Consider the following 21,774-nt stretch of genomic DNA (forward strand, 5'->3'; position numbering starts at 1 on the left):
GAACGGGGGACTCGCGCCAGCGGGTCCCCCGTTCCGGGAGTCGGCGGGGGTCAAATGCGCCCCTTCGGCGCGCACGGGAAGGCGAGGTTCCCCACGCCGCATCGAGCACTCCGAGCGCCCCTGGACAAGCCCTACCGAGAAAGGCCCAATGTGGCTTTCGGGGCGTTGAAGGTTGCGAACGCCGCATTGGGGGCGCGTGCGCTGGCGGCGGGGTGCGGGGTTGTTACCGGTCGGCTTCCAGGTTGGCGAGTTCGCGTTCGGCGGTGGTGGCGGCCCGGTCGGCGGCGTCGCGGGTTTTCCGGGCGGCGGTCACGTCCTTGCGGGCCCGCCGTTCGGCGGCGATCGCCTCGTCCAGCCGTTCCCGCAGGTCGGCGACCGCGGACGCGGCTTCCTCCGCCCGCTGTTCGGCCTGTTCGAGTGCGCGCAGGGCGTCGCCGCGGGCCTTCGCCGTGTCGGCGGCCTTCGCACGGGCCTTCTTCAGCGCGGCCCGGTGTTCGCGGTCGTCGCGTTCCGGCTCCTCGAGCGGCGGCACGACCGAAAGGCGCGGGCGGGATTTCGCCGCGGGTTCCTTGCGCCGGGGAGTCGCGGCGAGCGCCGCGGTGAGCCATTGATCGGAGACCCGGGGCTGCAGCGCCGAACTCAACCGGCCCGCCCGCACCTGGGCCGCCGCCTCCTCGTCGGCGACCGCGGCCTCGAACGTGTCGTCGAGCTGGCGGGCGATCGCCTCGCCGACGCCCTGCCCGGCCTTGCGGGCGATCGACCACGCGCGCTCGCGCAGGCCCTGGATCAGTTCGTTCCGCTGCTTCGACAGCGCACGGATCTTGTCCCCGGCGAGGTCCTGGTGCGCCGCACGCAGTTCCGCCCCCAGCGACACGAGCCGGTCGACCTCGCCCGGATGCTCGCGCGCCACCTGGTTCACCAGCCACGCGGCGAGTGTCGGCTTGCGCAGTTTCCGGATCCGGTCGGCCAGCGCCCGGTCACCCTTGGCCCGCGCTTCGTTCGCGAGCGTGTCCCGCACCGAGACGAAGGCGTCCCGCGTCACCGCGTAGGCCTCGTCGGCCACCGAATCGAAGTTCATCGCGCTCAGCCAAACATACTCCGCTGCACCGCGCGCCCCAGCGGGGATCGGGTGACCAGGTGCAGCACGCCGGTGCCCCCGGCCAGCACGAGGAACGTCAGGACCAGCAGCAGCACGCTGGTGGGCTGCGGAATCCGCACCACGTCGGCGATCGCGCCGGGCGTGGTGATCAGGTCCCAGCTGTTGAAGCGGAACACCCGGCCGAGGAAGATCCCGACCGCGCACAGCGCGTGCAGGACCACCTCCACCGCGAGCAGGCGGGTCCACGACCAGCCGCGCGCCCGCAGCCACCGCTGCAGCCGGATGATGGACAGGGCGTAGCAGCCGAATCCGGTCAGGAAGAACAGCAGGTACTGCGGGATGAGCCCGAAGGCCACCAGCAGGTTGTCGTGCGTGCGGCGCACCTGGTCGATGAAGTGGATGACGTCGCTCAGCACATAGGGCGCGTTCGGCAGGAACGCCACGAACGTCACCAGGCCCAGCCACCAGAACGGGGTCGGACGGCGGCCGAGGACGAACAGCGGAACGGACAGCGCGGCGGGCACCAAGGCCAGCACCAGGTTCCACGCCATCCACGGCACGTTGCCCAGCAGCAGGTCCATGCCAGCCAGATTACCCGGAGGTGGTACCGAGCCCGGCGATAATCGCGGAACACCCGGCGCCCGATTGAGTTCGACGATCTCCCAGAATATGGAAGCAGGCGATTTTCGCGGGCATTTCTGGCATTCTTCCGCATGGTTCAGAATATGTCTGACCAGAAAGGCGGGAAGCGTATGAAGAAAACCCTGGTCCGCGGAATCGCGGCGACCACGCTGGCCGGTCTGGCACTGGTCGGCGCGGCCTCGCCCGCGCTCGCCGCGGGAGCCGAGCCGAACGACGTGGTGATCGTCGACGAGCCGGACACGAGCCGGCTCAACGACGTGTACACGTTCGCCCCGCTGGGCATTCCGGTGCTGGGGCTGATCCGGTCGATCAACGCCGCGCCGGGCAAGCTCCTCCCCAGTTTCTGAGATATATCACCGAAAACCGCAGCTGCTCCCGTGCCGACCGGACGGCACGGGAGCAGCTTCGTCCGGGAGCGCGCTCAGCCCGCGAGCGTGGTGAGCAACCCGTGGACCGGGGCCAGCGCGGTGGTCGGCAGGCTCACCGTCGCACCGAGCAACGACCCCAGATCCAGGCCCGGGACGACCCAGATCGGGGCGTCGGAAGCGACCGGATCCGCCGCGGCCACCCCACCGGCGAGGCCGAGCACCGCGGCCGACGCGGCGGCCGTCACAAGAATTCGCGAAGCAGTTCTCTTCACCCTTTTCTCCTGTCTCCTTCTACGTTTTCAAGTTTTCCACTCGACCGGACGAGCGGAATTCTGTTTCATTGTTCGAGCGGAAGGCTCACCGGCACCACGGTGCCGTTCGGAATCCACTGCCCGGCGCCGTCGCCGATCATCGGCATGCCCGGCGCGTGCGGTTCGCGCGGGTTCATCGGCATGGCGTTCACCTGAGCCGACGCGTAGATCTGCACCTCGCCGCTCACCGACTTCGCCTGGGCGCCGAGCCAGCTCCGGAAGCCGCCGACGCTGGGGCTCTCGCCGCCGAACGCGTTCGCGGCGGCGACCGTGTAACTCACCGCGAGTTGTTCCCGCGGGTGGAACCGCAACGGCAGGGACGAACTGGTCACGGCGTTGACGATCGGGCCGTTCAGCAGCCAGGGCGCCAGGTAGAGGCCGTACGGGTAGGCGGGCGCCTCGCGCTGGGCCTCCGCCGCGCGGGCCATGGCCGTGTAGCCGTCGGCCCAGCCGGTGACCGCGACGAGCGCGGAATCCGGTCCGTCGCCGATCCCGATCCCCCGCTGCGCGGCGGCCGCGCGGACCACCGCCGCCGCCGCGGTTCCGCGCGGGGACGGGTCCTCGGCGAGGACGATCGTGCGGACCCCGCGGCCACCGAGGAATCCGACGAGTTTGCGCAGGGCGTCGGCGTCCTCGTCCGCCAGCGCGTCGGCCGGGCAGGCCGCCAGCGGATCCTTGCGCCCGGCGATCAGCCCGCCGAGCGCGGCCGAGGCGCATTCCGGCCCGTCCGCCCCCGCGGCCGTGACCGGACCCGCGGCCTCCTCCCCCGCGTCGACCTCGACCGAGGTCCGCGCGCCGCCGCGGTCGATCAGCAGATCGCTGCGTCCCGGGGGAAGGTCCACCTCCGCCCAGGAGCCCTGCGCGCCGGGTCGCGCGATGGCCGGGGCGAACAGGCCGCCCTCGACCCCGACGGTAAGCCCTTCTCCCGCACCAGCCGGGAAGTGCACCAGGTTGCGGCCCGGCCGCTGCGGGCTGACCAGGACCGGGAACTCGTGTCCGGCGATCGCCGCGTCGGCCAGCAGCGGGACGCCGGGGATCGGCAGTTCCGGCGGGCGCGGAATGGCCACCAGCGCGCTCCACGCGAGGAATCCGACGGCCACCCCGGCGACGCCGTAGCGGTAGGCGAGTTCGGCCCGGGACCGGCGCGCGGTCAGCGCGGCGACCACGGTCACCGCGATCGGCAGCAGCACGGTCGCGAGCAGGGCCCAGCCGAACGCGGTCTCGTACAACCGCCGGTCGAAGGCCACCCCGGACAGGCCGAGCTCGAGCAGACCGGCGAGCGCCAGCAGCACACCGAGCGCCCAGGCGAGCGCGCGCAGCCGGTGCGACGCCTCGGTCCAGCGCGCGCCGAACGACAGCACCGCGATCCCGAACCACACCACCGCGCCCGCGACGTACACCGTGTCCACCGCGAATTCGACCCCGGACCGGCCGAGCGAGGTCTCGATGACCACCAGCAGCACCAGGGCGAGCGCGGGCCAGCGCACGATCGAAGCGCGGCCCAGCAGGACCGGCACCGCCAGGGTGAGCACCGCGTGCAGCACGGCGCCCACGACGTTGACCTCCAGCACGAAGATCGACACCACCGCGAGCGCGGCGGACAGCGCGCTCACCGCGCCGATCAGCAGCCGCGATCCGCGCGGCACCTCGGTGACGAACGGGCGCAGCAGTCCCGTGCCCGCGACGAAGGCGGTGCCGAGCAGCAGGACGAGCCGGATGAGCAGGGCGGCCAGATCGACCCCGGCCGACCCCGAGCTGACATGCGTGCCGTGGTCCATGGAACCTTCCAGGAAAGTTGGGGAGCGGGTGCCCGGTCGCCCGGGCACCCGCGGAACTTCACGGGACTACTTCACGTCCGCGTCCGCGACCACGAACAGTTCGGAGTGCGGTTTGGCGTTCCCGAAGTCCCCGTGGGGCCAGGACTTCCGGTTGAAGTTGAGCCCGACCTGATGGGTGAACTCGTCGCGGAAGTTCTGGTCCACCGCGACCTTCCCGTCCTTGCCCAGCGACAGGATGTTGACCTTGTGGTCCCCATCGAGTCCGGATCGGGCGACGAAGTAGTTCGACACCGCGAGCCGGGTCGGGCTCTGCGTCTCGGTGTAGAACCCGTCCGGGCCGAGCACGAAGTTGTCGTAGGCGCCCCAGTGCGGTCCGGCGCCCGGGACACCGGGGTTGATCGGCGCCGCGCCCACGACGTGCGGCAGATCGTCCCCGCCTCCCTGTTCGGCCTTCTGCTTCGAATCGATCCTTCCCTTGAAGTTCGTGCCCGCGGCCACCAGTTTCTGGATGTCGAGCACATACACACCGCCCACGGTGCCCGGGTCGTCCGGGCCGAGGGTGCCCTTCTGCCGGCCGACGATCGCCCGGTACAGGTACTTGTCGTCCGGGCTCGTCTGGATCCAGCCGCCGTTGGAGCTCGCCCCGACGCTGTCGTTGTTCGGGTAGATCGCCTTGTTGGCGGCGCCGTCGTCGAACACCTCGTACCAGTGCGGTTCCTTGGCGGTGATGTCCGGTGTGTAGAACACCGCGCCACCCTGCATGGTCTGGGCGAAGGCGCCCTTGTGACCGGGCAGGTTGGTCACCGTGGTCTCCATGACCGCGCGGCTTTCCGCGTACAACGGGTCGTAGTCGTCGCCACGCGGCCCATTCGGCAGGTACGACACCGACTTGAGCTTGGGCGCGTTGCGGTCGGAGATGTCCCAGGTGCGGACGGTCGGCCGGCGCAGGTACGGCGAAGGCTGCTTCACCGGGTCGAGGATGATGTTCCTCGGCTCGGCGTAGTCGCTGGTGACCAGGGTGTTCAGGTCCTCGCGGGCCTGGATCCCGTGCGGGTTGGCGCAGGTCGGCTGCCCGATCCGCGGCAGGTTGGCACACAGCTTCTCGTTGTCGCCCTGCGGCGTCGCCGCGGAGGTCTGCGAGAGCGCCTTTCCGTTCTGGTCGAACCGGATCACCGATCCCGGGCTGCCGGCGAAGCCGTTGCCCACCGCGACCTGACCGTTGTCGTAGCGGTAAGGCCCGGGCACCACCGGACCGCCCATGTACGTGCCATAGGCGGTGCCGTCCTTGAGCACCCAGTAGGCGTCCGGCACCGAGCCGCCGAGCGTCTGCGTGGGGAGGCTGACGCCCTTGAGCTTCAGCTCCGGCAGGGCGGAGACGTCGAAGGCGTACGTCGCCGCCGCGAACAGCGCCCCGGCGTAGATCGTGTCGCCCTTGTGCCACACGTACTGCATGTGGTGCGGCTCGTTCTCCACCAGCGGACCGACGGTGGCGGTGTTGACCACCTTGCCGTAGGTGGACGATCCCTCGGTCGCGTCGACGACCGCGAGGAAGTCCGGCCCCGGCAGGGCGTTGCGCACCTTGTTCAGCCCACCGCCGATCGTGCCCGGCAGGTTCTTGATGTCCTTGACCAGGGTGTCGGCGATGTTCTCGTCACCGGCCCACACCAGCAGCCACTTCTTGCGCTTGCCGTCACCCGCGTCGGCACGAGCAGCAGCCGCCTGCTTGCCCACCAGGTGGTTCTGCACCCAGTACTGCTTGCCGTCGGCCGCGGTCTTCGAGTCGGTGAAGACCTGGACGTCGGCGTACGCGCTGGCGCCGGATCCGGTATAGGTCACGGCCCCCACGGCGAGCACTGTCGCCGCGAAGCCGGTCAACACTTTTCGCCACGTGGGCGATATCGATATCATTCGTACTCCGGTTCAGGTAACAACCGCTGAATGAATCCGCACCCCGGATGAGGCACGGCTCTCCCCCGCCCGCTTCCAGGGCAGAATTTATTTCAGCCCGAAAAAAAGCGGGGGGAAAGTTCTGATTGGATCCACCGGCTACCAACACTTCCGATCAAGGCCGCGCGGTCGGCGCGGCCTTTGATCACTACGCGCAGAATGCTCTCGGGATGTGTCATGGCATGTCAAACAGGTGTCAAAGAATGGGACCCACACGATCGTGTGAGACCTCGACAATTACCCACCGGACGTGACGATCTTGAATGTCCGAACCGGACTCGCTAGCCAACAAAAGCAAAAGTGTCAAGTCGTCCAGCGAGTGTTCTCACGAACCGGATGATATTGGAACACCGTGAAAATAAATGCGATGCTCCGCCGAGCCAAAACACGCTGACGCTGGAAAGGCGAAGTTCCCGTGAACAGATCAGGCAGGTTCCGACTCCTGGCCACGACTTCGGTCGCCTTAGCTCTGGTTGCCGCCCTCGCCGGTTGCTCACGCGCGAACGAGCCGGGCCCGGCGGCCGCGGCGCGGGATCAGGGCGCCGCGGCCGAAGTCCGGGTCGGCTTCTTCCCGAACGTCACGCACGCCCCGGCGCTGCTCGGCGCGCGCAAGGGATTCTTCGCGAACGAGCTGGGCTCGACGAAGCTCACCACGCAGACCTTCAACGCGGGCCCGGACGAGGTCAACGCGCTGCTGGGCAAATCCCTCGACGTGGCGTTCATCGGCTCCGGCCCGGCGATCAACGCGTTCACCAAGTCCGAAGGCACGATCCAGCTGGTGGCCGGGGCCGTATCCGGCGGCGCGCAACTGGTGGTGAAACCGGACATCACCAGCCCGGAACAGCTCAAGGGCAAGACGATCGCCACCCCGCAGCTGGGCAACACCCAGGACGTGGCGCTCAAGAAGTGGTTGTCCGAGAAGGGACTCACCGGCCAGGTGACCGTCTCGGCCATGGAGAACGCCAAGTCCTTCGACGCCTTCCAGAAGGGCGAGGTCCAGGGCGGCTGGCTGCCCGAGCCGTGGTCGTCCCGGCTCGTCCAGGATGCCGGGGCGAGCGTGCTGCTGGACGAGAAGTCGTTGTGGCCGGGCGGTCGCTTCCCGACCACGGTCGTCATCGTGCGGAGCGAGTTCCTCCAGCAGCACCCGCAGACCGTGCGCGCGCTGCTCAAGGGTGAGCTGGCGGCGATCGACTGGGCCGCGGCCAACCAGGCCGAGGCGAAGACGGTCGTCAACGCCGCCCTCAAGGAACTGGCCGGGAAGGCGCTCAGCCAGCCGGTGCTGGACCGCGCGTTCGGCGGCATCGAACTCACCCCGGACCCCGACGCCGCCGCCTTTCCGCAACTGGCGAAGGACTCGGTGACCGCGGGCGTGGTCAAGACCGCGGCGGAGCTCAAGGGGTTCGCGGACTTCCGGCTCATCAACGAACTGCTGACCGCGAGCGGCAAGCCGGCGCTCGACGCCGCCGGTCTCGACGCGAAATAGCCACTGCCGAGGAAGGCGAACAGGATGAGTGTGACGCTCGACCAGCCCGCCCGGACGAGTTCGACCGACGCCGCCGTGCGGCTGACCGGAGTCCGCAAGGTCTTCGGCCGCGGGGCGCAGGCGGTGACCGCCCTGGCGGAGGTGGATCTCGTGGTGCGGCCCGGGGAATTCGTGTGCCTGCTCGGCGCTTCCGGATGCGGCAAGAGCACCCTGCTCAATCTGGTCGCCGGGCTCGACCGGCCGACCGCGGGCACGATCGCGTTGCACACCTCCCGGCCCGCGGTGATGTTCCAGGACGCCGCGCTCATGCCGTGGCTCAACGCGACGCGCAACGTCGAACTTCCGTTGCGGCTGGCCGGGTTCGGCCGGTCGGAGCGCAAGCACAAGGCGGCCGAGCTGCTCGAGCTGGTGCGGCTGGGCGGGCTCGGCGCCAAGCGGCCGCACGAGCTGTCCGGCGGGATGCGGCAACGGGTCGCGCTGGCCCGCGCGCTGGCCGCGACGCACCGGGTCGGCGGCGGTGACGAGCCCGCGCTGCTGTTGATGGACGAACCGTTCGCCGCGCTGGACGCGATCACCCGGGACGTCCTGCAGGGCGAGTTGCGGCGCATCCACCGCGGCACCGGGACCGCGGTGCTGTTCGTGACGCACGACGTGCGCGAGGCGGTCCGGCTCGGCGGGCGCGTGGTGCTGCTGTCCTCCCGGCCCGGCCGGGTCGTCCGCGAATGGCCGACCGCGGGCGCGGACGGTCCGGAGCTGACCGAGGAGATCACCGCGCGGCTGCGGGAGGTGATCAGCACCCATGCCGCGGTCTGAGCACACGGTTTCCGAGCCCGATCTCGCCGCGGTCGAAGCCGGGCTCGACGCGCTGGACACCCCGCCGGTCGTGACCGGTCCCCGCCCGTGGCAGCGCGCGCTGCGGGTGGCGCTGCCGCCGCTGGGCGCGCTGGTGCTCGGGATCGTGGTGTGGCAGGCGCTGTGGGCGGCGGCGCTGTGGCCGGAGTACCAGCTGCCCGCGCCGCTCGCGGTGTGGAACGAGTTCTGGGCCAAGGCCAACAGCGGCGAGGTGGTGCACATCGTGTGGACCTCGGTGCACCGCGCGGTGCTCGGCTTCCTCGCCGGGGTGGTGCTCGGCACTCCGCTCGGCCTGGTGGTGGCCAAGGTGCGGGTGGTGCGGGCGGCGATCGGCCCGCTGCTCACCGGGTTGCAGAGCCTGCCCTCGGTGGCCTGGGTGCCCGCGGCGATCCTGTGGTTCGGCATCAACGACGCGGCGATCTACTTCGTGGTGCTGCTCGGTTCGGTGCCGTCGATCGCCAACGGGCTGGTCGGCGGGATCGACCAGATCCCGCCGATCCTGCCGCGGGTCGGGCAGGCGATGGGCGCGAGCCGCCTCGCCGCGGCGCGGCACATCCTGCTGCCCGCCGCCCTGCCCGGTTACCTGGCTGGGCTCAAGCAGGGGTGGGCGTTCTCCTGGCGGTCGCTGATGGCCGCCGAGCTGATCGCGCTGTCGCCGCAGCTCGGCATGGGGCTGGGCGCCTATCTCAACCAGGGCCAGGCGTTCAACGACATGCCCATCGTGCTCGCCGCGATCCTGCTGATCCTGCTCGTCGGGGTGGGCATCGACCTCGCGGTGTTCCGCCCCCTCGAACGTTCGGTCCTGCGTGCCCGCGGCCTCACCGGTTCCTTCGCCTGATCCCCGCCGAGCCGCGCTTTCATGAGGGGACCCCTCCGGACAAAATTTGTCAGGAGGGGTCCCCTCATGACAATCGGTTACTCGATCGGGACGCGGCGCAGGACGAGGAGGGCGACGTCGTCTTCCGGGGACTCGTGCCCGATCAGCGCGGTCATCAGCGTGGAGCACACCACGTTCGGGGTGTCGGCGGCCGCCACATCGCAGAGCCTGGCGAGCCCGGTGTCCAGCGGCGCGGTCCGGCGTTCCACCAGGCCATCGGTGTAGAGGCAGACCACGGTGCCCTCCGCGAGTTCCAGGGCGGTCGATCGGCGCCGCCGCTTCGCCCGCACCCCGACCGGGGCGTCGATGGGCATCTCGGCGAATCCCGCGGGCCGCCCGGGCGCGCACACCACCGGCGCGAGGTGCCCGGCCGAGGACACGTGCAACCGGTCCAGCGACGGCTCCAGCACGCCGTAGAGCACGGTCGCCATCATCTCGTGCTCGAAGTGCCGCACCTTGCGGTCCAGTTTGCCGAGCACCTTCGCCGGATCGTCGCTCTCCAACGCGTACGCCCGCAGCGCGCTGCGCAGCCGCCCCATCACCACGGCGGCGGGGAACCCGTGCCCGACCACGTCCCCGATCACCACGCCCACCCGCCCCGACGGCAGGGTGAACACGTCGTACCAGTCCCCGGCGACGCTGCCTTCCTCACCAGGCACGTACCGCGCGTCGAACTCCAGGCCCGGCACCTCGGGCAGGCGTGCGGGCAGCAAGCTGCGCTGCAGCGTCCGCGCGGCCACCCGGTCGGCGTGGGCGAGGCTGGCCTGCGCGGCCAGCGCGACCCGGTCGCCGGCCAGCTGGAGCAGCTTGACCTCCTCCTCGGTGAACCGGCGCGGTTCGAGCGCCCCGACGTGCAGGACCCCGATGACCGTCCCGCCGACCAGCAGCGGAACGCCGAGCAGCGTGCGCAGGCCGTGTTCCCACAGCAGGGAGTTGAACACCGTGGTGCGGTCGACCCGATCCAGGATGATCGGCCGCTTCTCCGCGGCGACCCGCCCCGCGAAACCCCGGCCGACGGGGACCCGCACCCCCTGCCGGATCTCGTCCTCCAGCCCCTTGGTCGCGGTGGCGACCAGCATCTGGGAGGCGTTGTCGAGCAGCAGAACGGTGGCCTCGTCGACGGCCAGCAGTTCCTGGATCCGATCGAGCAGCTCCGACAGCAGCTCCCGGACGTCCAGGTGGGCGAGCCCGGTGTCGGTGATCGCGGCGACGCGCCGCAACCGTTCTTCGGGATCGAAGGGCGCACCGGCCGCTGTGGTCATAGGGGAAACACTAGCGGGCCGGACCCGCCGCGCCGCGGTCGCTCGACAACAGGGCCGCGCCGTATAGGTCGTTATACACGCCCAGGGCGTCCACTGTGGATTGGCAAGGGAATTCGGGATGCGTCCCGCAGGTGGCTGGGTATCCTCGACTGACTCCAACCCCGCCGGGCAGAACGAGGTACCGCCCTGAACGTCGAACTGCACGGGACCGCCGTCGTGCTGGTCCCGGTCATCGCCGAACACGTGCCGGATCTCCGGCGGATTCTCCGGACCCCCGAGGTCGGACTGCGCTGGGGCGCGGTGGACGCCTCGCCGGAGTGGCCCTTCGACGATCCGTCCACTGTGTGTTTCGCGGTTCTGGTCGACGGCGAGGTGCGCGGGATGGTCCAGTACGGCGAGGCGGAGGACCCGATGTACCGCCACGCGTCGGTGGACATCTTCCTCGACCCCGCCGTCCACGGGCGCGGCATCGGCCGGGACGCGGTGCGGACGATGGCCCGGTACCTGGTGCACGAGCGCGGGCACCACCGCCTGGTGATCGACCCGGCCGCCGACAACCACGCGGCCATCCGGTGCTACGAGTCGGTCGGCTTCCGCCCGGTCGGCCTGATGCGCCGGTATGAACGGGACGCCGACGGCCGCGGCTGGCACGACGGCCTGCTCATGGACCTGCTCGCCGAAGACCTCGCGACCTGAGGCGTTCCGTCCACAGAGGACGAACCCGGTCGCCGGGAGCGGCCGCGTGCCACTTCGCGGGCGGATGTTTGCCACGTCACAGCGCGGGCACCCTGGATACCAGCCTCGTCGACCGACCGAGGAAGGAACCAGTGCCATGACCGTCCCGCATCTCGAAATCCCGCCCGACACCGTCGCACCCCCGGTGCCCTGCGAACGCTGCGGCTACCGCACGGTGCACGTCGCCGAAGTCATCGGCCAGCACGGCCGGCCGATGGGGAACGTGCTCGTGTGCACCCGCTGCCAGGGCCGTCAGTACGACATCGAAACCGTATCCCGGTGAAACCGGCGACCACGCACCGCGCCTACGCCGACCGCCGCGCGGGCGGGCAGGCGCTGGCCGCGCTGCTCAGGGACCGCGACTGGCACGAGCCGGTCGTCCTGGGCATCGCGCGGGGCGGCGTACCGGTCGCCGCGGTGGTCGCCGGCGAACTCGACGCCGGGCTCGACGTCGTCGTGGCCCGGAAGATCGGCGCGCCCGGCCGCCCGGAACTGGGCATCGGCGCGGTCACCGCGCACGGGCCGCCGATCTACGACGAGAACGCGCTGTACGCCCTCGATCTGAGCCGGGCCGAGCTGACGCCGGCCTGCGAACGCGAACGAGCCGAAGCCCGGCGGCGGGTCGCCGCCTACCAGCACGGCCGGGAGCCGGAGGAACTGCACGGCCGGGACGTGATCGTGGTGGACGACGGGCTGGCCACCGGCGTCACCGCGACGGCCGCGTTGCGCGCGGTGCGCGAACGGCAGCCGCGGCGGGCGCTGTTCGCCGCCCCGGTCGGCGCCCCGAGCGCGGTGCGGAAACTGCGCGAAGAGGCCGACGAAGTGGTGTGCGCCGCGCAGCCGGACCGGTTCCGCGCGGTCGGCCAGTGGTACCGGAACTTCCGCCAGACCCCGGACGACGAGGTCGTCGCGCTGCTGGCGGCTGATCGAAACAGCTGACGGAGATCCATGACTTCGAACGACCACAAGCAGTTGCTCGGCGTCTACCTGAACGACCACCTCGCGGGCGCGGTCGCCGGTTCCGAACTGGCCAACCGCCTCGCCGGTGCGGAACGCGGCGCGGACGGCGCCACCCTGAACCGGATCGCGGACGAGATCGCCGAAGATCGCCGTGCGCTGCTGGAGATCATGGCCGCACTGGAGGTCGATGCCCGGCGGTACAAGGTGATCGGCGCCTGGTGGTTGGAGAAGATCGCGCGGCTCAAACCGAACCGGCGGCTGTTCCAACGCTCGCCGCTGAGCCGGCTGCTCGAACTCGAAGCCCTGCGCCTCGGCGTGGAAGGCAAGGCGCTGGGCTGGCGGACGCTGCGGAACCTGATCGAGAACGCGGACGTGGTCGTCGCCGATCGGCTCGACCGCGCCCGCGTGACGGAACTGATCGCCCGGGCCGATCGGCAGGCGGACGAGTTGGAGGACCTCCGCCTGCGCGCGACCCTGGCCTTCCTGGAATCGGGGACGAAGACATGAGCGGAAAAGGGATCCGGGTGGTCGTCACCGGTGCCACCGGGAATCTCGGCACCAGCGTGGTGGACGCGCTGGCCGACGATTCCGGCGTGGATTCGGTGCTCGGCATCGCCCGCCGGGCGGCGGAGTGCAGCCGGCTCAAGCTGCGGTACGCGAGCGCGGACCTCGCCGAAATCCCGGAGGGAGCGCTGGACGCCCTGCTGACCGGCGCGGACGTCGTGATCCACCTGGCTTGGATGTTCCAGCCCACCCGCGATCCGGCTGTCACCTGGCGGACCAACGTGGTCGGCAGCATCCGGCTGTACGAAGCGGTCGCGCGGTGCGGGGTGCCCGCGGCGGTGCATTCGTCTTCGGTCGGCGCGTACTCGCCGGGGCCGAAGGACTCGGCCGTCGGGGAGGACTGGCCGACGCACGGCTGGCCCACCGCCGCCTACACCGTGGAAAAGCCCTACCTGGAACGCTATCTGGACGGCTTCGAACTCGCTCATCCGGAGGTCCGGGTGGTCCGGCTCCGTCCCGCGTTCGTCTTCAAACGCGAGTCGGCGTCGCAGCAGCGGCGCCTGTTCGCCGGGCCGCTGCTGCCGACCGCGCTGGTGCGCCGGTCGTTCATCCCGGTGGTGCCGGATCTGCCCGGGCTGCGCGTGCAGGCCGTGCACTCCCGGGACGTGGGCGCGGCGTTCCGCCTGGCCGCGCGGAATCCGGTGCGCGGTGCGTTCAACGTGGCGGCCGATCCGGTCATCGACGCGCACACCCTCGCCGAATTGCTCGAGGCGCGGACCGTCCGGGTACCGGCGTGGCCGGTGCGGAAGGCGCTTTCGGCCGCCTGGCACGCGCACGTGGTGCCCGCCTCCCCCGGCCTGCTCGACGCCGTGCTGCGGCTGCCGCTGATGGACACCACGCGGGCGAGGACCGAACTCGGCTGGCAACCGGCGCACACCGCGACCGAAGCCGTTGCGGAGTTCCTCACCGGATTGCGCGAACGCGCCGGGCTGCCGACGGCCCCGCTCGCTCCCGCGGGGTGAACCCGAACCGCGTTTTCTTTACCACGGGAATGGGACTGGCGCAGTACCACGTTCGTGGCGTACTCTGCGCCGGAGAGTGATTCACCGAAACGGTCGATCCCAAACCGAAGTTGTTGCACATCAACACTTCCGGCTATTTCTCCGGCAACCATCCCCGCCTTCTGTCGCGGTTCGGTATTCCGCTGACCGATGCGCGGGCGCGGCTCGCGTTTCTAGCGTCGAAGTATGGGATCCAGATCGAATTCCCCCACCCTCGGGCACAGACCCGCGGCCGCACGCGGTTCCGTCTCGCCCCGCGAACGAGCCTTGGCCCCCGATCTCGCGCGCGGGGGCATGCTGCTGCTGATCGTCATGTCCAACACCGCCTTCTTCCTGTGGGCGGCGGACTACGGTCCTTCGGGCTGGCACCCGATCGAAGGGTCGATGGTCGACCGGATCGTGCAGTTCCTCGTGATCACCATGCTGGATCTGCGGGTCTATCCGCTGTTCGCGTTCCTGTTCGGCTACGGCATGATGCAGCTCTTCCTGCGCCAGACCGCCGCCGGTACGTCCGAACGGGCGGCGGCCGGGCTGCTGCGCCGGCGCAGCCTGTGGCTCATCGTGTTCGGGTTCGTCCACGCGGCGTTGCTGATGGCCGGGGACATCATCGGTTCCTACGGGCTCGCCGGGCTCGTGCTGGGCTGGCTGTTCCTCCGCCGCGCCAACCGGACCCTGCTGGTGTGGAGCGGAGTCGCGGTGGCGTTGATCGTGGTGACCACGGCGCCGGCGATCGGCGCGCTGCTCGGTGGCGATCTCGGGCGGCTGGGCACTCCCGCCGCCGAGCCGACCACCGTGCGCTACGCGGCCGGGGAACCGGATCTGCTCGCCGCGGCCGCCACCCGGCTGGGCACCTGGTCGTTCGTCACGCTCGGCGGGGCGCTGCTGTCGTTCACCGCGCACGCGGTGATCCTGCTCGGTTTCTGGGCGGCGCGGCGGCGGATCCTCGAAGAGCCGCACCAGCACCTGCGGCTGCTGCGGTGGACGGCCGCCGTCGGCCTCACCATCGGCTGGCTGGGCGGGCTCCCCGCCGCCCTCGCGCAGGTGGGCGTCCTGGACGTGCCGCCCGCCGCGGTTTCCGAAGACGGCGTCTTCGGCCTGCTCCAGAACGGGACGGGGATCGCCGCCGGGCTCGGTTACGTGGCCGTCTTCGGCCTCGTCGCCCACCGCCTCGCCCAGCGGCCGCGGCACGGGCACGCGGTGCTCGCGGTGGCGGCGGTGGGTAAACGCTCACTCTCCTGCTACCTCACCCATTCGCTGATCTTCGCGCCCGTGCTCGCCGCCTGGGGCCTCGGCCTCGGGGCGCAGCTGACCAGCGCGACCATGGCGCTGTTCGCCATCGGGGTTTGGCTGGTCACCGTGTGCGGGGCGTACGCGCTGGAGCGCAAGGGGTGGCGAGGCCCCGCCGAAGTCGCCCTGCGCCACCTGACTTACCGGCAAAACCGCTGATCAACGGCTCGCGAAAAAATCTTGGAACTTTCTGTCGATCTGCCCGGTGCCCGTTCGACGCGTTGAGCAGAAGCCGGATTCGATCCGCGAACCCGGAGGCAGGAAGGAACCCGATCATGCGATTCATGCTCCTGGTGAAGTCCGACCCGAAGTCCGAGGCCGGTTACCTGCCGAGTGAGCGGTTGCTCACCGAGATGGGCAAGTACAACGAGGAACTGGTCAAGGCCGGTGTGCTGCTGGCGGGCGACGGCCTGCACCCGTCGTCGAAGGGCGCGCGGGTGAAGTTCTCCAGCGGGAAGCCGGTGGTCGTGGACGGTCCGTTCACCGAGGCGAAGGAACTCGTCGCGGGCTACTGGCTGATCGACGTGAAGTCGAAGGAGGAGGCGATCGAGTGGGTGAAGCGGGTGCCGAACCCGGACGGTGACGAGGGCGAGATCGAGATCCGGCAGGTGTTCGAAACCGAGGACTTCGCCGCCGTCGCCACCCCCGAAACCCTCGAAGCCGAGGAGCGCCTCCGCGCCGAAGTCGCCGCCCAGAACCAAACCCGCTGACCCCGGAGATCGCGCACTTTGTCGGCCAAGTGCGGCACAGTGGCCACCGCGGTAGCCGTGGTCGCGCACTTGGCCGACAAAGTGCGGACCTGAGCCAGGTCACGGTTCGGGGCAGAGGCCGCGCCAGCGCGGGGAGCGGAGGCGACCGGCGGCGGTCCACCCGTTGAACACCACCTCGCCGACCAGGTCGGGACGCACCCAGCGGGCGTCCCGGCTCCGGTCCGCCGGTACGGAGTGGAACGGCGACCGTTTGCGTTCCAGCCGGTGCAGCATCCGGGTCAGCCGGGCCAGCGTTTCCTCGGTGAACCCGGTGCCCACGGTTCCGACGTACCGCAACCCGTCGCCCTCGGGGACACCGAGCAGCAGCGAGCCGAACGAACCGGCCCGTCCCCCGCTGCCCGGCCGCCAGCCGCCGATCACCACCTCCTGCGCCCGCACGCCGGTGATCTCGACCCAGTCGCTCGCGCGCCGGCCGGGCCGGTACGCCGCGTCGCGCCGTTTGGCGACGATTCCCCTCAGCCCGTTCGCCAGCCCGGCCTCCAGGACGTCCGCGCCGTTTCCCGTGTAGTGCTCGGGAATTCGCCAGCGGTCACCCCGCAACTCGAGTCCGGTGAGCAGTTCGCGCCGCCGCAGGTACGGCAACTCCAGGCAGGAGTGCCCGTCCAGGTGCAACAAATCGTAGGCCAGGTACCAGACCGGGATCCGGGTGGCGAGCCGTTTCGCTTGCGCCGCGGCGGAAGTCCGGGCGCGGCGGGCCAACGCCTCGGGACTGGGGCGGCCCTGTTCGAACGCGACGAGTTCGCCGTCGAGGAGCGCTTCGGTGGCGCCGAGCTGTTCGCCGAGGCCGCGGAGTTCGGGGAAGTTCGCGGTGACGTCTTCGCCGGAAGAGTTCCGGATGGTCACCCGGCCGCCTTCGACCCGGACCTGCGCGCGCATCCCGTTCCAGCGGAACTCGTACGCCCAGTCCGGTTCCTCGTCGAGATTGGGCAGCGTGCCCTCGACCGCACACATCGGCGCCACAAAAGCAGGAAGTTCTTCACGTTCGTCGTCCGGCGGGTCCACGCGCTGCAGCAGCCAGTCGCGGCGGCGGTCCGGCGAATGCCGGTTCACGAAGAGGTAGCGCCCCCGCGCGCGGTTCCCGTGCAGGATCACCTCGACCTTGTGGTCGTTCCAGTGCAACGCCTCGTACCGGCCGTGGTCCCAGATCGTCATCCGGCCGCCGCCGTATTCCCCGGCGGGGATTTCGCCTTCGAACGTGGCGTATTCGAGCGGGTGGTCCTCGGTGTGCACGGCCAGCCGCGGCTTCCCGGGCTCGGGCGGCAGCCCCTTCGGCACCGCCCAGGACACCAGCACCCCCTCCCGTTCGAACCGGATGTCCCAGTGCAACCGGCTCGCGTGGTGTTCCTGGATCACGAAAACGTCGTCCGCGCCGCGCGGCAGGTCCTCCTCGGCGGGGACGGGTTCCGGGGTGCGGCGCGGGTTTCTTTTGCGGCGATACTCACTGAGGTCGGGCACTGCGGTCTCCGGTCCTCCTCGCACCAGTCACGCATTTCGAGTACCCCGGGGCCTATCGGGTACTCCCCTACGGCAGCGCCAGATTAGCCCTGGAGGTGAGACCGCGATGACCGTCCCCATCGTCGTGCCCGGCGGGACGACCCAGATCGAGGGTGAGCTGACGGTACCGGCCGACGCGACCGGTGTCGTCGCGTTCGCGCACGGATCCGGCAGTTCCCGCCACAGCCCCCGCAACCGCGCGGTGGCCCGGACCCTGCAGGACAACCGGCTGGGCACGCTGCTGCTCGACCTCCTCAGCCCCGGCGAGGACCGCGACCCGAGACTGCGGTTCGACGTGCGCCTGCTCGCGACCCGGCTGCTCGCGGCCATGGACGCGCTGGCCGAGCGGGACGAGACGCGCGCCCTGCCACTGGGCCTGTTCGGCGCCAGCACCGGGGCCGCCGCCGCGCTCCTGGCCGCCGCGGACCGGCCGGGGCGCGTCCAGGCGGTCGTTTCCCGCGGCGGGCGACCCGACCTCGCCGGGCCGGAACTGGAAAAGGTTTCGAGTCCCGTTCTCTTGCTGGTCGGCGCGCGGGATCCGCAGGTGCTCGAACTGAATCAGGACGCGCTGACCCGCCTCGGCGGCCCGCGCGAGTTGCACGTCGTGCCCGGCGCCACGCACCTGTTCGAGGAGCCGGGCGCACTCGAGGAGGTGGCCGACCGGGCCGCCGAGTGGTTCCGCACCCACCTCGGGACCGGTTAGGAAGTACGACGCTGCCAGACGCGGCGGTGCGCACCGCCGTGCCGCGGCTGCTCTTCCGTTTCCGTCGTGGTCTCCGCGGCGGCGGGGGCGGTGCTTTCTTCGTCCGTCAGCACGACCTTGCGTGCGGGCAGCACGGCGATCACCAAACCCACCACGGCCGCGCCGAGGTGCAGCCAGTTGTCCGCGATGCCGAGGTTCAGCGGGTTGCCGAACCGCTCGAACGGATTCGTCGCGAACGCGCCGACGATGAACAGGCCCCACACGAGCACCGCACCGTAGGCCACGAGCAGGATCCACCCGAACGTCCGGGCCAGGCCGGAACCGGTGGCCATCAGCAGGCCGAGCAGGCCGATCACCACGTGCACCAGGTTGTGCAGCGGGTTCACCGAGAAGATCCAGAGTGAAGCATGATTGTGCCCGGTGAAGTCACCGAATCCGGTTCGCACGAAGCCGATCACACCTACTACCAGGAACACCAGACCGACCAGCCCGGCGAGTACCTGGACCGGTTGCAGACCGGCCACTCGAACGCGTGTCGTTGTCGAACGGGCCATGACGCCTCCTCCTGCCGGACACGCCCGGCACCGACCGCCGGGCGTGGCAAGGATGGCGTTCGGGTACCCGGACGTGAACCCCGTCAAACCGGACGCCAGCGGCGCTCCTTGGGCAGCGGCGCCGCGTAGGACCCGGCGCGGCTGGTGGACAGGCCCAGCGCCACGCACGATTCGGCCAGCCGCACCGCCGCGGCGACGCCGTCCACCACGGGCACGCCGAGTTCCGCGCTGATCCGGCGGTCCAGGCCGGTCATGCCCGCGCAGCCGAGTACCAGGACCTCGGCCCCGCGGTCCCGGGCCCGGCGACCCGCGGTGAGCAGGGCGGACGCGGTGCGGCCCTCGTCGCCGAGTTCCAGCACGCCGAGCCCGGCGCCGAGGACGGCCACGCAGTTCGCCGCGACCCCGGCGGTGTGCAGGCTGTCCTCGATGAGCCCGCGGGTTCTGTCCAAAGTGGTCACCACCGCGTACCGGCGGCCCAGCAGGCAGGCCAGATGCGCGGCGGCCTCGGTGATGTCCACGACCGGGACCCCGAGCAGTTCCCGCGCCCCCTCCCGGCCGTGTTCGCCGAACCCGGCGAGGACGACCGCGTCGAACCGCTCCCCCGCCTCGGTCAGTTCGCGCAGCAGGTCCAGCACGGCCGCCGCGCTGAGGAAGCTGTCCAGCCAGCCCTCCGCGGATTCCGGGCCCCAGCGCGGGGTGCGGGCGACGATCTCGGTGCCGGGGCTCGCCGCCAGGCGCGCCCCGGCCTCGATCTCCTTGGTCATGCTCTCGGTGGTGTTGCAGTTGGTGATCAGCAGCCGCACGTCACTTCGCTTTCCGGGCCAGCGCCAGGTACAGCAGCCCGGAGGCCGCGGTGCCGACGAACCACGAGTACGGCGCGGCCGGGGCGAAGAACGGCACCAGCGCGAGCACCGCGCTCAGCGCGGCCGTCGGCAGGAACACGCCGAGCGCGACCGGATTGACGCCTTTCCAGTAGTGGTAAGGAGATTCCCCGCCCGCGACGAACAAGCCGCGCACGTCGATCCGGCCCTTCCGGATCAGGTAGTAGTCCACGATCATGATCCCGAACAGCGGCCCGAGGAAGGCGCCGAGGCCGCCGAGGAAGTAGTTGATCACCGCGGGCGAGGAGTACAGCTTCCACGGCAGCACGCACAGCGCGGCCACCGCGCTGATCATCCCGCCGACCTTGAAACTGATCCGTTTCGGCCAGATGTTGGCCAGGTCGTAGGCCGGCGAGACGAAGTTCGCGACGATGTTCACGCCCATGGTGGCGACCGCGAACGTGATCGCGCCGATCACCAGGACCGCGGTGTTGTCCACCCGCGCGAGCAGATCCGCCGGATCGGTGATCGCCTCGCCGAACACCTCCAGGCTGCCCGCGGTGATGATCACCGACAGCAGCGCGAACGCGGTCGAGTTGATCGGCAAGCCCCAGAAGTTGCCGCGCCGCACGGTTTTCTGGTCCGGGGTGAACCGGGAGAAGTCGCAGAAGTTGAGCATCAGCGTGCCGTAGATGGACAGGATCAGCCCGGCCGCGCCGAACCACTGCCGGAACTGTTCACCGGTGGACAAGGATTTCGGGCTGGTGGTCAGCGAGATGTTCCAGTCCGCGGCGGCGAGGATCCACACCGCGAGCGCGATCATCACCACCCAGATCGCCGGACCGCACCAGTCCTGGAACTTCCGCACCGATTCCATGCCCCGGGTCAGGATCAGCGCCTGCACCGCCCACAGCGCGACGAAGCAGATCCAGCCCAGCGCGTGCAGGCCGAGAAAACCGTGTTCGGTCCACGATTTCAGGCCGGGATCGATGGCGAGCACGAGCACGGTGATGGCCACCGACGCCAGGTAGGTCTGGATGCCGTACCAGAAGATCGCGATCACCGCGCGGATCAGCGCGGGCAGGTTGGCGCCGAACGTGCCGAAGCTGATCCGGGCGACCACCGGGAACGGGACGCCGGTCCGCTGCCCGATCCGGCCCATCAGGTTCATGCCGACGCAGATGACCACGAAACCGAACAGCAGCGCGGTGAACACCTGCCACGCGGACAGCCCGAGCACGAACAGCCCGGCGGCGAAGGTGTAGTTGCCGAGGTTGTGCACGTCCGACATCCACAGCGCGAAGATGTCGTAGACCTTCCACCTGCGTTCCGCGGCGGGGGCGAGATCTTCGTTGTAGAGGCGGGGATCCGGCTCGGCGCCGACTCGCGGTGGCGCTGGCTGCAGGGCGGTCACGGTACCTCCCGAGGGGACCGGGTGCGTTTGGTATCCCAAACTTTGGTATCCCAAATGTGACGCACCACTCGCCCCGCGTCAATGGCTCACCACGATAAACTCCGGTAACGACGAGTTACGGTGTTGTGTCAGGGGGCAGACCGGAGTGGACACCGACGCACCGCGGCAGCCGCTCGCGGCCGTCCGCCAGCGGGTGCGCGACGAACTGCGCGACCGGATCCTCGAGGGCCGGTTGCGACCCGGCGATCGCCTGGTCGAGCGGGATCTCGCGGAGGATCTGGGCGTCTCCCGGGTGCCGGTGCGCGAGGCCATCCGCAGCCTGGAGGCGGAGGGTTTCCTGGTCGTCCAGTCGCCGCGGCGGGTGGTGGTCCGGCAACTGTCCCGAGTGGACGTCGAGGAACTGTTCGACGTGCGCGAGGCGCTCGAGGTGCTCGCGTCCGGCCTGGCCGCCGCGCGCGCCGACCGGCTCGGGCTGCGCCGCCTGCAACGGCTGCTCGGCCAGGCGGAGAAGGCCACCGCGAGCGGCCGGGCCGCCCGGATCACCGAGGCCAACAGCCGGTTCCACGACGAGATCATCGCCCTGGCCGGGAACGGCCTGCTGTCCACGGTGCTGCAACCGCTCGAGGGCCGGTTGCGCTGGCTGACCCGGCAGAACGAGCACTGGGGCGATCTGCTGGCCGAGCACCGCCGGTTGTACGAGGCCATCGCGTCCGGCGACACCGAACGCGCCAAGGCCTGCGCCCTGGAACACGTGCGCACCAACCGCGCCGCCACCCTGGACCAACTCTTCGGCCCGGCCCCGGGAGCAGGATCGGTGCGATGATCCAGGTCGAACCGGAGAGGAGAGCACCG

At 70.5% G+C, this 21,774-nt stretch carries 23 protein-coding genes; 13 read left to right on the forward strand and 10 right to left on the reverse strand.

Features of this window, described 5'->3' with window-relative positions:
* Positions 1 to 223: 223 nt before the first annotated feature.
* Both FXO23_RS21415 and FXO23_RS21420 read right to left on the reverse strand, forming a co-directional pair.
* Complete coding sequence (locus FXO23_RS21415) at positions 224 to 1,078, reverse strand: hypothetical protein (protein WP_246257639.1); 855 nt, start codon at positions 1,076 to 1,078, stop codon at positions 224 to 226.
* 5 nt (positions 1,079 to 1,083) lie between these two features.
* A complete protein-coding gene (locus FXO23_RS21420) occupies positions 1,084 to 1,680 on the reverse strand; it encodes a DUF1361 domain-containing protein (protein WP_158887168.1) in 597 nt (198 codons plus the stop codon).
* Between the two features lie 144 nt (positions 1,681 to 1,824).
* On the opposite strand from FXO23_RS21420, the gene FXO23_RS21425 reads away from it, so the two are divergent.
* Positions 1,825 to 2,088 (forward strand): hypothetical protein, encoded by a 264-nt coding sequence (locus FXO23_RS21425; protein ID WP_246257644.1) that lies wholly within the window; start codon positions 1,825 to 1,827, stop codon positions 2,086 to 2,088.
* A 74-nt stretch (positions 2,089 to 2,162) separates the two neighbouring features.
* On the opposite strand, the gene FXO23_RS21430 is transcribed toward FXO23_RS21425, so the two are convergent.
* The 3 genes from FXO23_RS21430 to FXO23_RS21440 form a co-directional block, all read right to left on the reverse strand.
* Positions 2,163 to 2,381, reverse strand: coding sequence for a hypothetical protein (locus FXO23_RS21430; RefSeq protein ID WP_158887169.1), 219 nt, complete (start codon positions 2,379 to 2,381; stop codon positions 2,163 to 2,165).
* Between the two features lie 65 nt (positions 2,382 to 2,446).
* Positions 2,447 to 4,198 (reverse strand): hypothetical protein, encoded by a 1,752-nt coding sequence (locus FXO23_RS21435; protein ID WP_158887170.1) that lies wholly within the window; start codon positions 4,196 to 4,198, stop codon positions 2,447 to 2,449.
* Positions 4,199 to 4,264: 66 nt separating this feature from the next.
* Positions 4,265 to 6,106, reverse strand: a complete 1,842-nt coding sequence (locus FXO23_RS21440) for a hypothetical protein (protein WP_158887171.1) — start codon at positions 6,104 to 6,106, stop codon at positions 4,265 to 4,267.
* 454 nt (positions 6,107 to 6,560) lie between these two features.
* Here FXO23_RS21440 and FXO23_RS21445 point away from each other — a divergent pair, with 454 nt between their 5' ends.
* The 3 genes from FXO23_RS21445 to FXO23_RS21455 are packed head-to-tail and all read left to right on the forward strand — an operon-like array spanning position 6,561 to position 9,318.
* A complete protein-coding gene (locus FXO23_RS21445) occupies positions 6,561 to 7,628 on the forward strand; it encodes an ABC transporter substrate-binding protein (RefSeq protein WP_246257648.1) in 1,068 nt (355 codons plus the stop codon).
* Between the two features lie 24 nt (positions 7,629 to 7,652).
* Complete coding sequence (locus tag FXO23_RS21450) at positions 7,653 to 8,441, forward strand: ABC transporter ATP-binding protein (RefSeq protein ID WP_158887172.1); 789 nt, start codon at positions 7,653 to 7,655, stop codon at positions 8,439 to 8,441.
* The gene (locus tag FXO23_RS21455; RefSeq protein WP_158887173.1) at positions 8,428 to 9,318 is read left to right on the forward strand and encodes an ABC transporter permease; all 891 of its coding nucleotides are present in this window, start codon (positions 8,428 to 8,430) and stop codon (positions 9,316 to 9,318) included. The genes FXO23_RS21450 and FXO23_RS21455 overlap by 14 nt, the downstream gene beginning before the upstream one ends.
* 77 nt (positions 9,319 to 9,395) lie before the next feature.
* Here the strand turns inward: FXO23_RS21455 and FXO23_RS21460 are convergent, their stop codons facing one another.
* Positions 9,396 to 10,619: a PP2C family protein-serine/threonine phosphatase gene (locus tag FXO23_RS21460; RefSeq protein WP_158887174.1), complete on the reverse strand. Its 1,224-nt coding sequence runs from the start codon at positions 10,617 to 10,619 to the stop codon at positions 9,396 to 9,398.
* A gap of 186 nt (positions 10,620 to 10,805) precedes the next feature.
* Between FXO23_RS21460 and FXO23_RS21465 the strand changes: the two genes are divergently transcribed.
* From FXO23_RS21465 to FXO23_RS21495, 7 genes are all read left to right on the forward strand, one after another.
* On the forward strand, positions 10,806 to 11,315 hold the full coding sequence (locus tag FXO23_RS21465; RefSeq protein ID WP_218952120.1) for a GNAT family N-acetyltransferase: 510 nt from the start codon (positions 10,806 to 10,808) through the stop codon (positions 11,313 to 11,315).
* A gap of 136 nt (positions 11,316 to 11,451) precedes the next feature.
* A complete protein-coding gene (locus tag FXO23_RS21470) occupies positions 11,452 to 11,637 on the forward strand; it encodes a hypothetical protein (RefSeq protein WP_158887176.1) in 186 nt (61 codons plus the stop codon).
* Positions 11,628 to 12,293 (forward strand): phosphoribosyltransferase, encoded by a 666-nt coding sequence (locus FXO23_RS21475; protein WP_425484888.1) that lies wholly within the window; start codon positions 11,628 to 11,630, stop codon positions 12,291 to 12,293. The genes FXO23_RS21470 and FXO23_RS21475 overlap by 10 nt, the downstream gene beginning before the upstream one ends.
* A gap of 9 nt (positions 12,294 to 12,302) precedes the next feature.
* On the forward strand, positions 12,303 to 12,821 hold the full coding sequence (locus FXO23_RS21480; RefSeq protein ID WP_158887178.1) for a hypothetical protein: 519 nt from the start codon (positions 12,303 to 12,305) through the stop codon (positions 12,819 to 12,821).
* Positions 12,818 to 13,840 (forward strand): NAD-dependent epimerase/dehydratase family protein, encoded by a 1,023-nt coding sequence (locus FXO23_RS21485; RefSeq protein WP_179956833.1) that lies wholly within the window; start codon positions 12,818 to 12,820, stop codon positions 13,838 to 13,840. The genes FXO23_RS21480 and FXO23_RS21485 overlap by 4 nt, the downstream gene beginning before the upstream one ends.
* A 225-nt stretch (positions 13,841 to 14,065) precedes the next feature.
* On the forward strand, positions 14,066 to 15,325 hold the full coding sequence (locus tag FXO23_RS21490) for a DUF418 domain-containing protein (RefSeq protein WP_218952116.1): 1,260 nt from the start codon (positions 14,066 to 14,068) through the stop codon (positions 15,323 to 15,325).
* 116 nt (positions 15,326 to 15,441) lie between these two features.
* Positions 15,442 to 15,876, forward strand: a complete 435-nt coding sequence (locus FXO23_RS21495) for a YciI family protein (protein ID WP_158887179.1) — start codon at positions 15,442 to 15,444, stop codon at positions 15,874 to 15,876.
* Positions 15,877 to 15,975: 99 nt separating this feature from the next.
* Here the strand turns inward: FXO23_RS21495 and ligD are convergent, their stop codons facing one another.
* Positions 15,976 to 17,391, reverse strand: coding sequence for a non-homologous end-joining DNA ligase (gene ligD / locus FXO23_RS21500; RefSeq protein WP_158887180.1), 1,416 nt, complete (start codon positions 17,389 to 17,391; stop codon positions 15,976 to 15,978).
* A 106-nt stretch (positions 17,392 to 17,497) separates the two neighbouring features.
* Between ligD and FXO23_RS21505 the strand changes: the two genes are divergently transcribed.
* Positions 17,498 to 18,133 (forward strand): dienelactone hydrolase family protein, encoded by a 636-nt coding sequence (locus FXO23_RS21505; protein WP_158887181.1) that lies wholly within the window; start codon positions 17,498 to 17,500, stop codon positions 18,131 to 18,133.
* On the opposite strand, the gene FXO23_RS21510 is transcribed toward FXO23_RS21505, so the two are convergent.
* The 3 genes from FXO23_RS21510 to FXO23_RS21520 all read right to left on the reverse strand — a co-directional run bounded on the left by FXO23_RS21510 (position 18,130) and on the right by FXO23_RS21520 (position 20,922).
* Positions 18,130 to 18,687, reverse strand: a complete 558-nt coding sequence (locus FXO23_RS21510) for a DUF4383 domain-containing protein (RefSeq protein WP_158887182.1) — start codon at positions 18,685 to 18,687, stop codon at positions 18,130 to 18,132. The genes FXO23_RS21505 and FXO23_RS21510 overlap by 4 nt on opposite strands.
* A gap of 83 nt (positions 18,688 to 18,770) precedes the next feature.
* Positions 18,771 to 19,490, reverse strand: coding sequence for an aspartate/glutamate racemase family protein (locus FXO23_RS21515; protein ID WP_158887183.1), 720 nt, complete (start codon positions 19,488 to 19,490; stop codon positions 18,771 to 18,773).
* Between the two features lies 1 nt (position 19,491).
* Positions 19,492 to 20,922 (reverse strand): NCS1 family nucleobase:cation symporter-1, encoded by a 1,431-nt coding sequence (locus FXO23_RS21520; protein ID WP_158887184.1) that lies wholly within the window; start codon positions 20,920 to 20,922, stop codon positions 19,492 to 19,494.
* A 145-nt stretch (positions 20,923 to 21,067) separates the two neighbouring features.
* Here FXO23_RS21520 and FXO23_RS21525 point away from each other — a divergent pair, with 145 nt between their 5' ends.
* Positions 21,068 to 21,745 (forward strand): GntR family transcriptional regulator, encoded by a 678-nt coding sequence (locus FXO23_RS21525; RefSeq protein WP_158887185.1) that lies wholly within the window; start codon positions 21,068 to 21,070, stop codon positions 21,743 to 21,745.
* Positions 21,746 to 21,774 lie beyond the last annotated feature (29 nt).

Origin of the sequence: Amycolatopsis anabasis (assembly GCF_009765355.1) — a bacterium.
GTDB classification, from domain to species: Bacteria; Actinomycetota; Actinomycetes; order Mycobacteriales; family Pseudonocardiaceae; genus Amycolatopsis; species Amycolatopsis anabasis.

Excerpts from the sequence above, each read along its gene's own strand:
- FXO23_RS21415 (WP_246257639.1), bottom strand. The coding sequence starts at position 1,078 with ATGAACTTCGATTCGGTGGCCGACGAGGCCTACGCGGTGACGCGGGAC.
- FXO23_RS21420 (WP_158887168.1), bottom strand. The coding sequence starts at position 1,680 with ATGGACCTGCTGCTGGGCAACGTGCCGTGGATGGCGTGGAACCTGGTG.
- FXO23_RS21425 (WP_246257644.1), top strand. The coding sequence starts at position 1,825 with ATGTCTGACCAGAAAGGCGGGAAGCGTATGAAGAAAACCCTGGTCCGC.
- FXO23_RS21435 (WP_158887170.1), bottom strand. The coding sequence starts at position 4,198 with ATGGACCACGGCACGCATGTCAGCTCGGGGTCGGCCGGGGTCGATCTG.
- FXO23_RS21440 (WP_158887171.1), bottom strand. The coding sequence starts at position 6,106 with ATGATATCGATATCGCCCACGTGGCGAAAAGTGTTGACCGGCTTCGCG.
- FXO23_RS21450 (WP_158887172.1), top strand. The coding sequence starts at position 7,653 with ATGAGTGTGACGCTCGACCAGCCCGCCCGGACGAGTTCGACCGACGCC.
- FXO23_RS21455 (WP_158887173.1), top strand. The coding sequence starts at position 8,428 with ATGCCGCGGTCTGAGCACACGGTTTCCGAGCCCGATCTCGCCGCGGTC.
- FXO23_RS21460 (WP_158887174.1), bottom strand. The coding sequence starts at position 10,619 with ATGACCACAGCGGCCGGTGCGCCCTTCGATCCCGAAGAACGGTTGCGG.
- FXO23_RS21470 (WP_158887176.1), top strand. The coding sequence starts at position 11,452 with ATGACCGTCCCGCATCTCGAAATCCCGCCCGACACCGTCGCACCCCCG.
- FXO23_RS21480 (WP_158887178.1), top strand. The coding sequence starts at position 12,303 with ATGACTTCGAACGACCACAAGCAGTTGCTCGGCGTCTACCTGAACGAC.
- FXO23_RS21485 (WP_179956833.1), top strand. The coding sequence starts at position 12,818 with ATGAGCGGAAAAGGGATCCGGGTGGTCGTCACCGGTGCCACCGGGAAT.
- FXO23_RS21490 (WP_218952116.1), top strand. The coding sequence starts at position 14,066 with ATGGGATCCAGATCGAATTCCCCCACCCTCGGGCACAGACCCGCGGCC.
- FXO23_RS21495 (WP_158887179.1), top strand. The coding sequence starts at position 15,442 with ATGCGATTCATGCTCCTGGTGAAGTCCGACCCGAAGTCCGAGGCCGGT.
- FXO23_RS21505 (WP_158887181.1), top strand. The coding sequence starts at position 17,498 with ATGACCGTCCCCATCGTCGTGCCCGGCGGGACGACCCAGATCGAGGGT.
- FXO23_RS21510 (WP_158887182.1), bottom strand. The coding sequence starts at position 18,687 with ATGGCCCGTTCGACAACGACACGCGTTCGAGTGGCCGGTCTGCAACCG.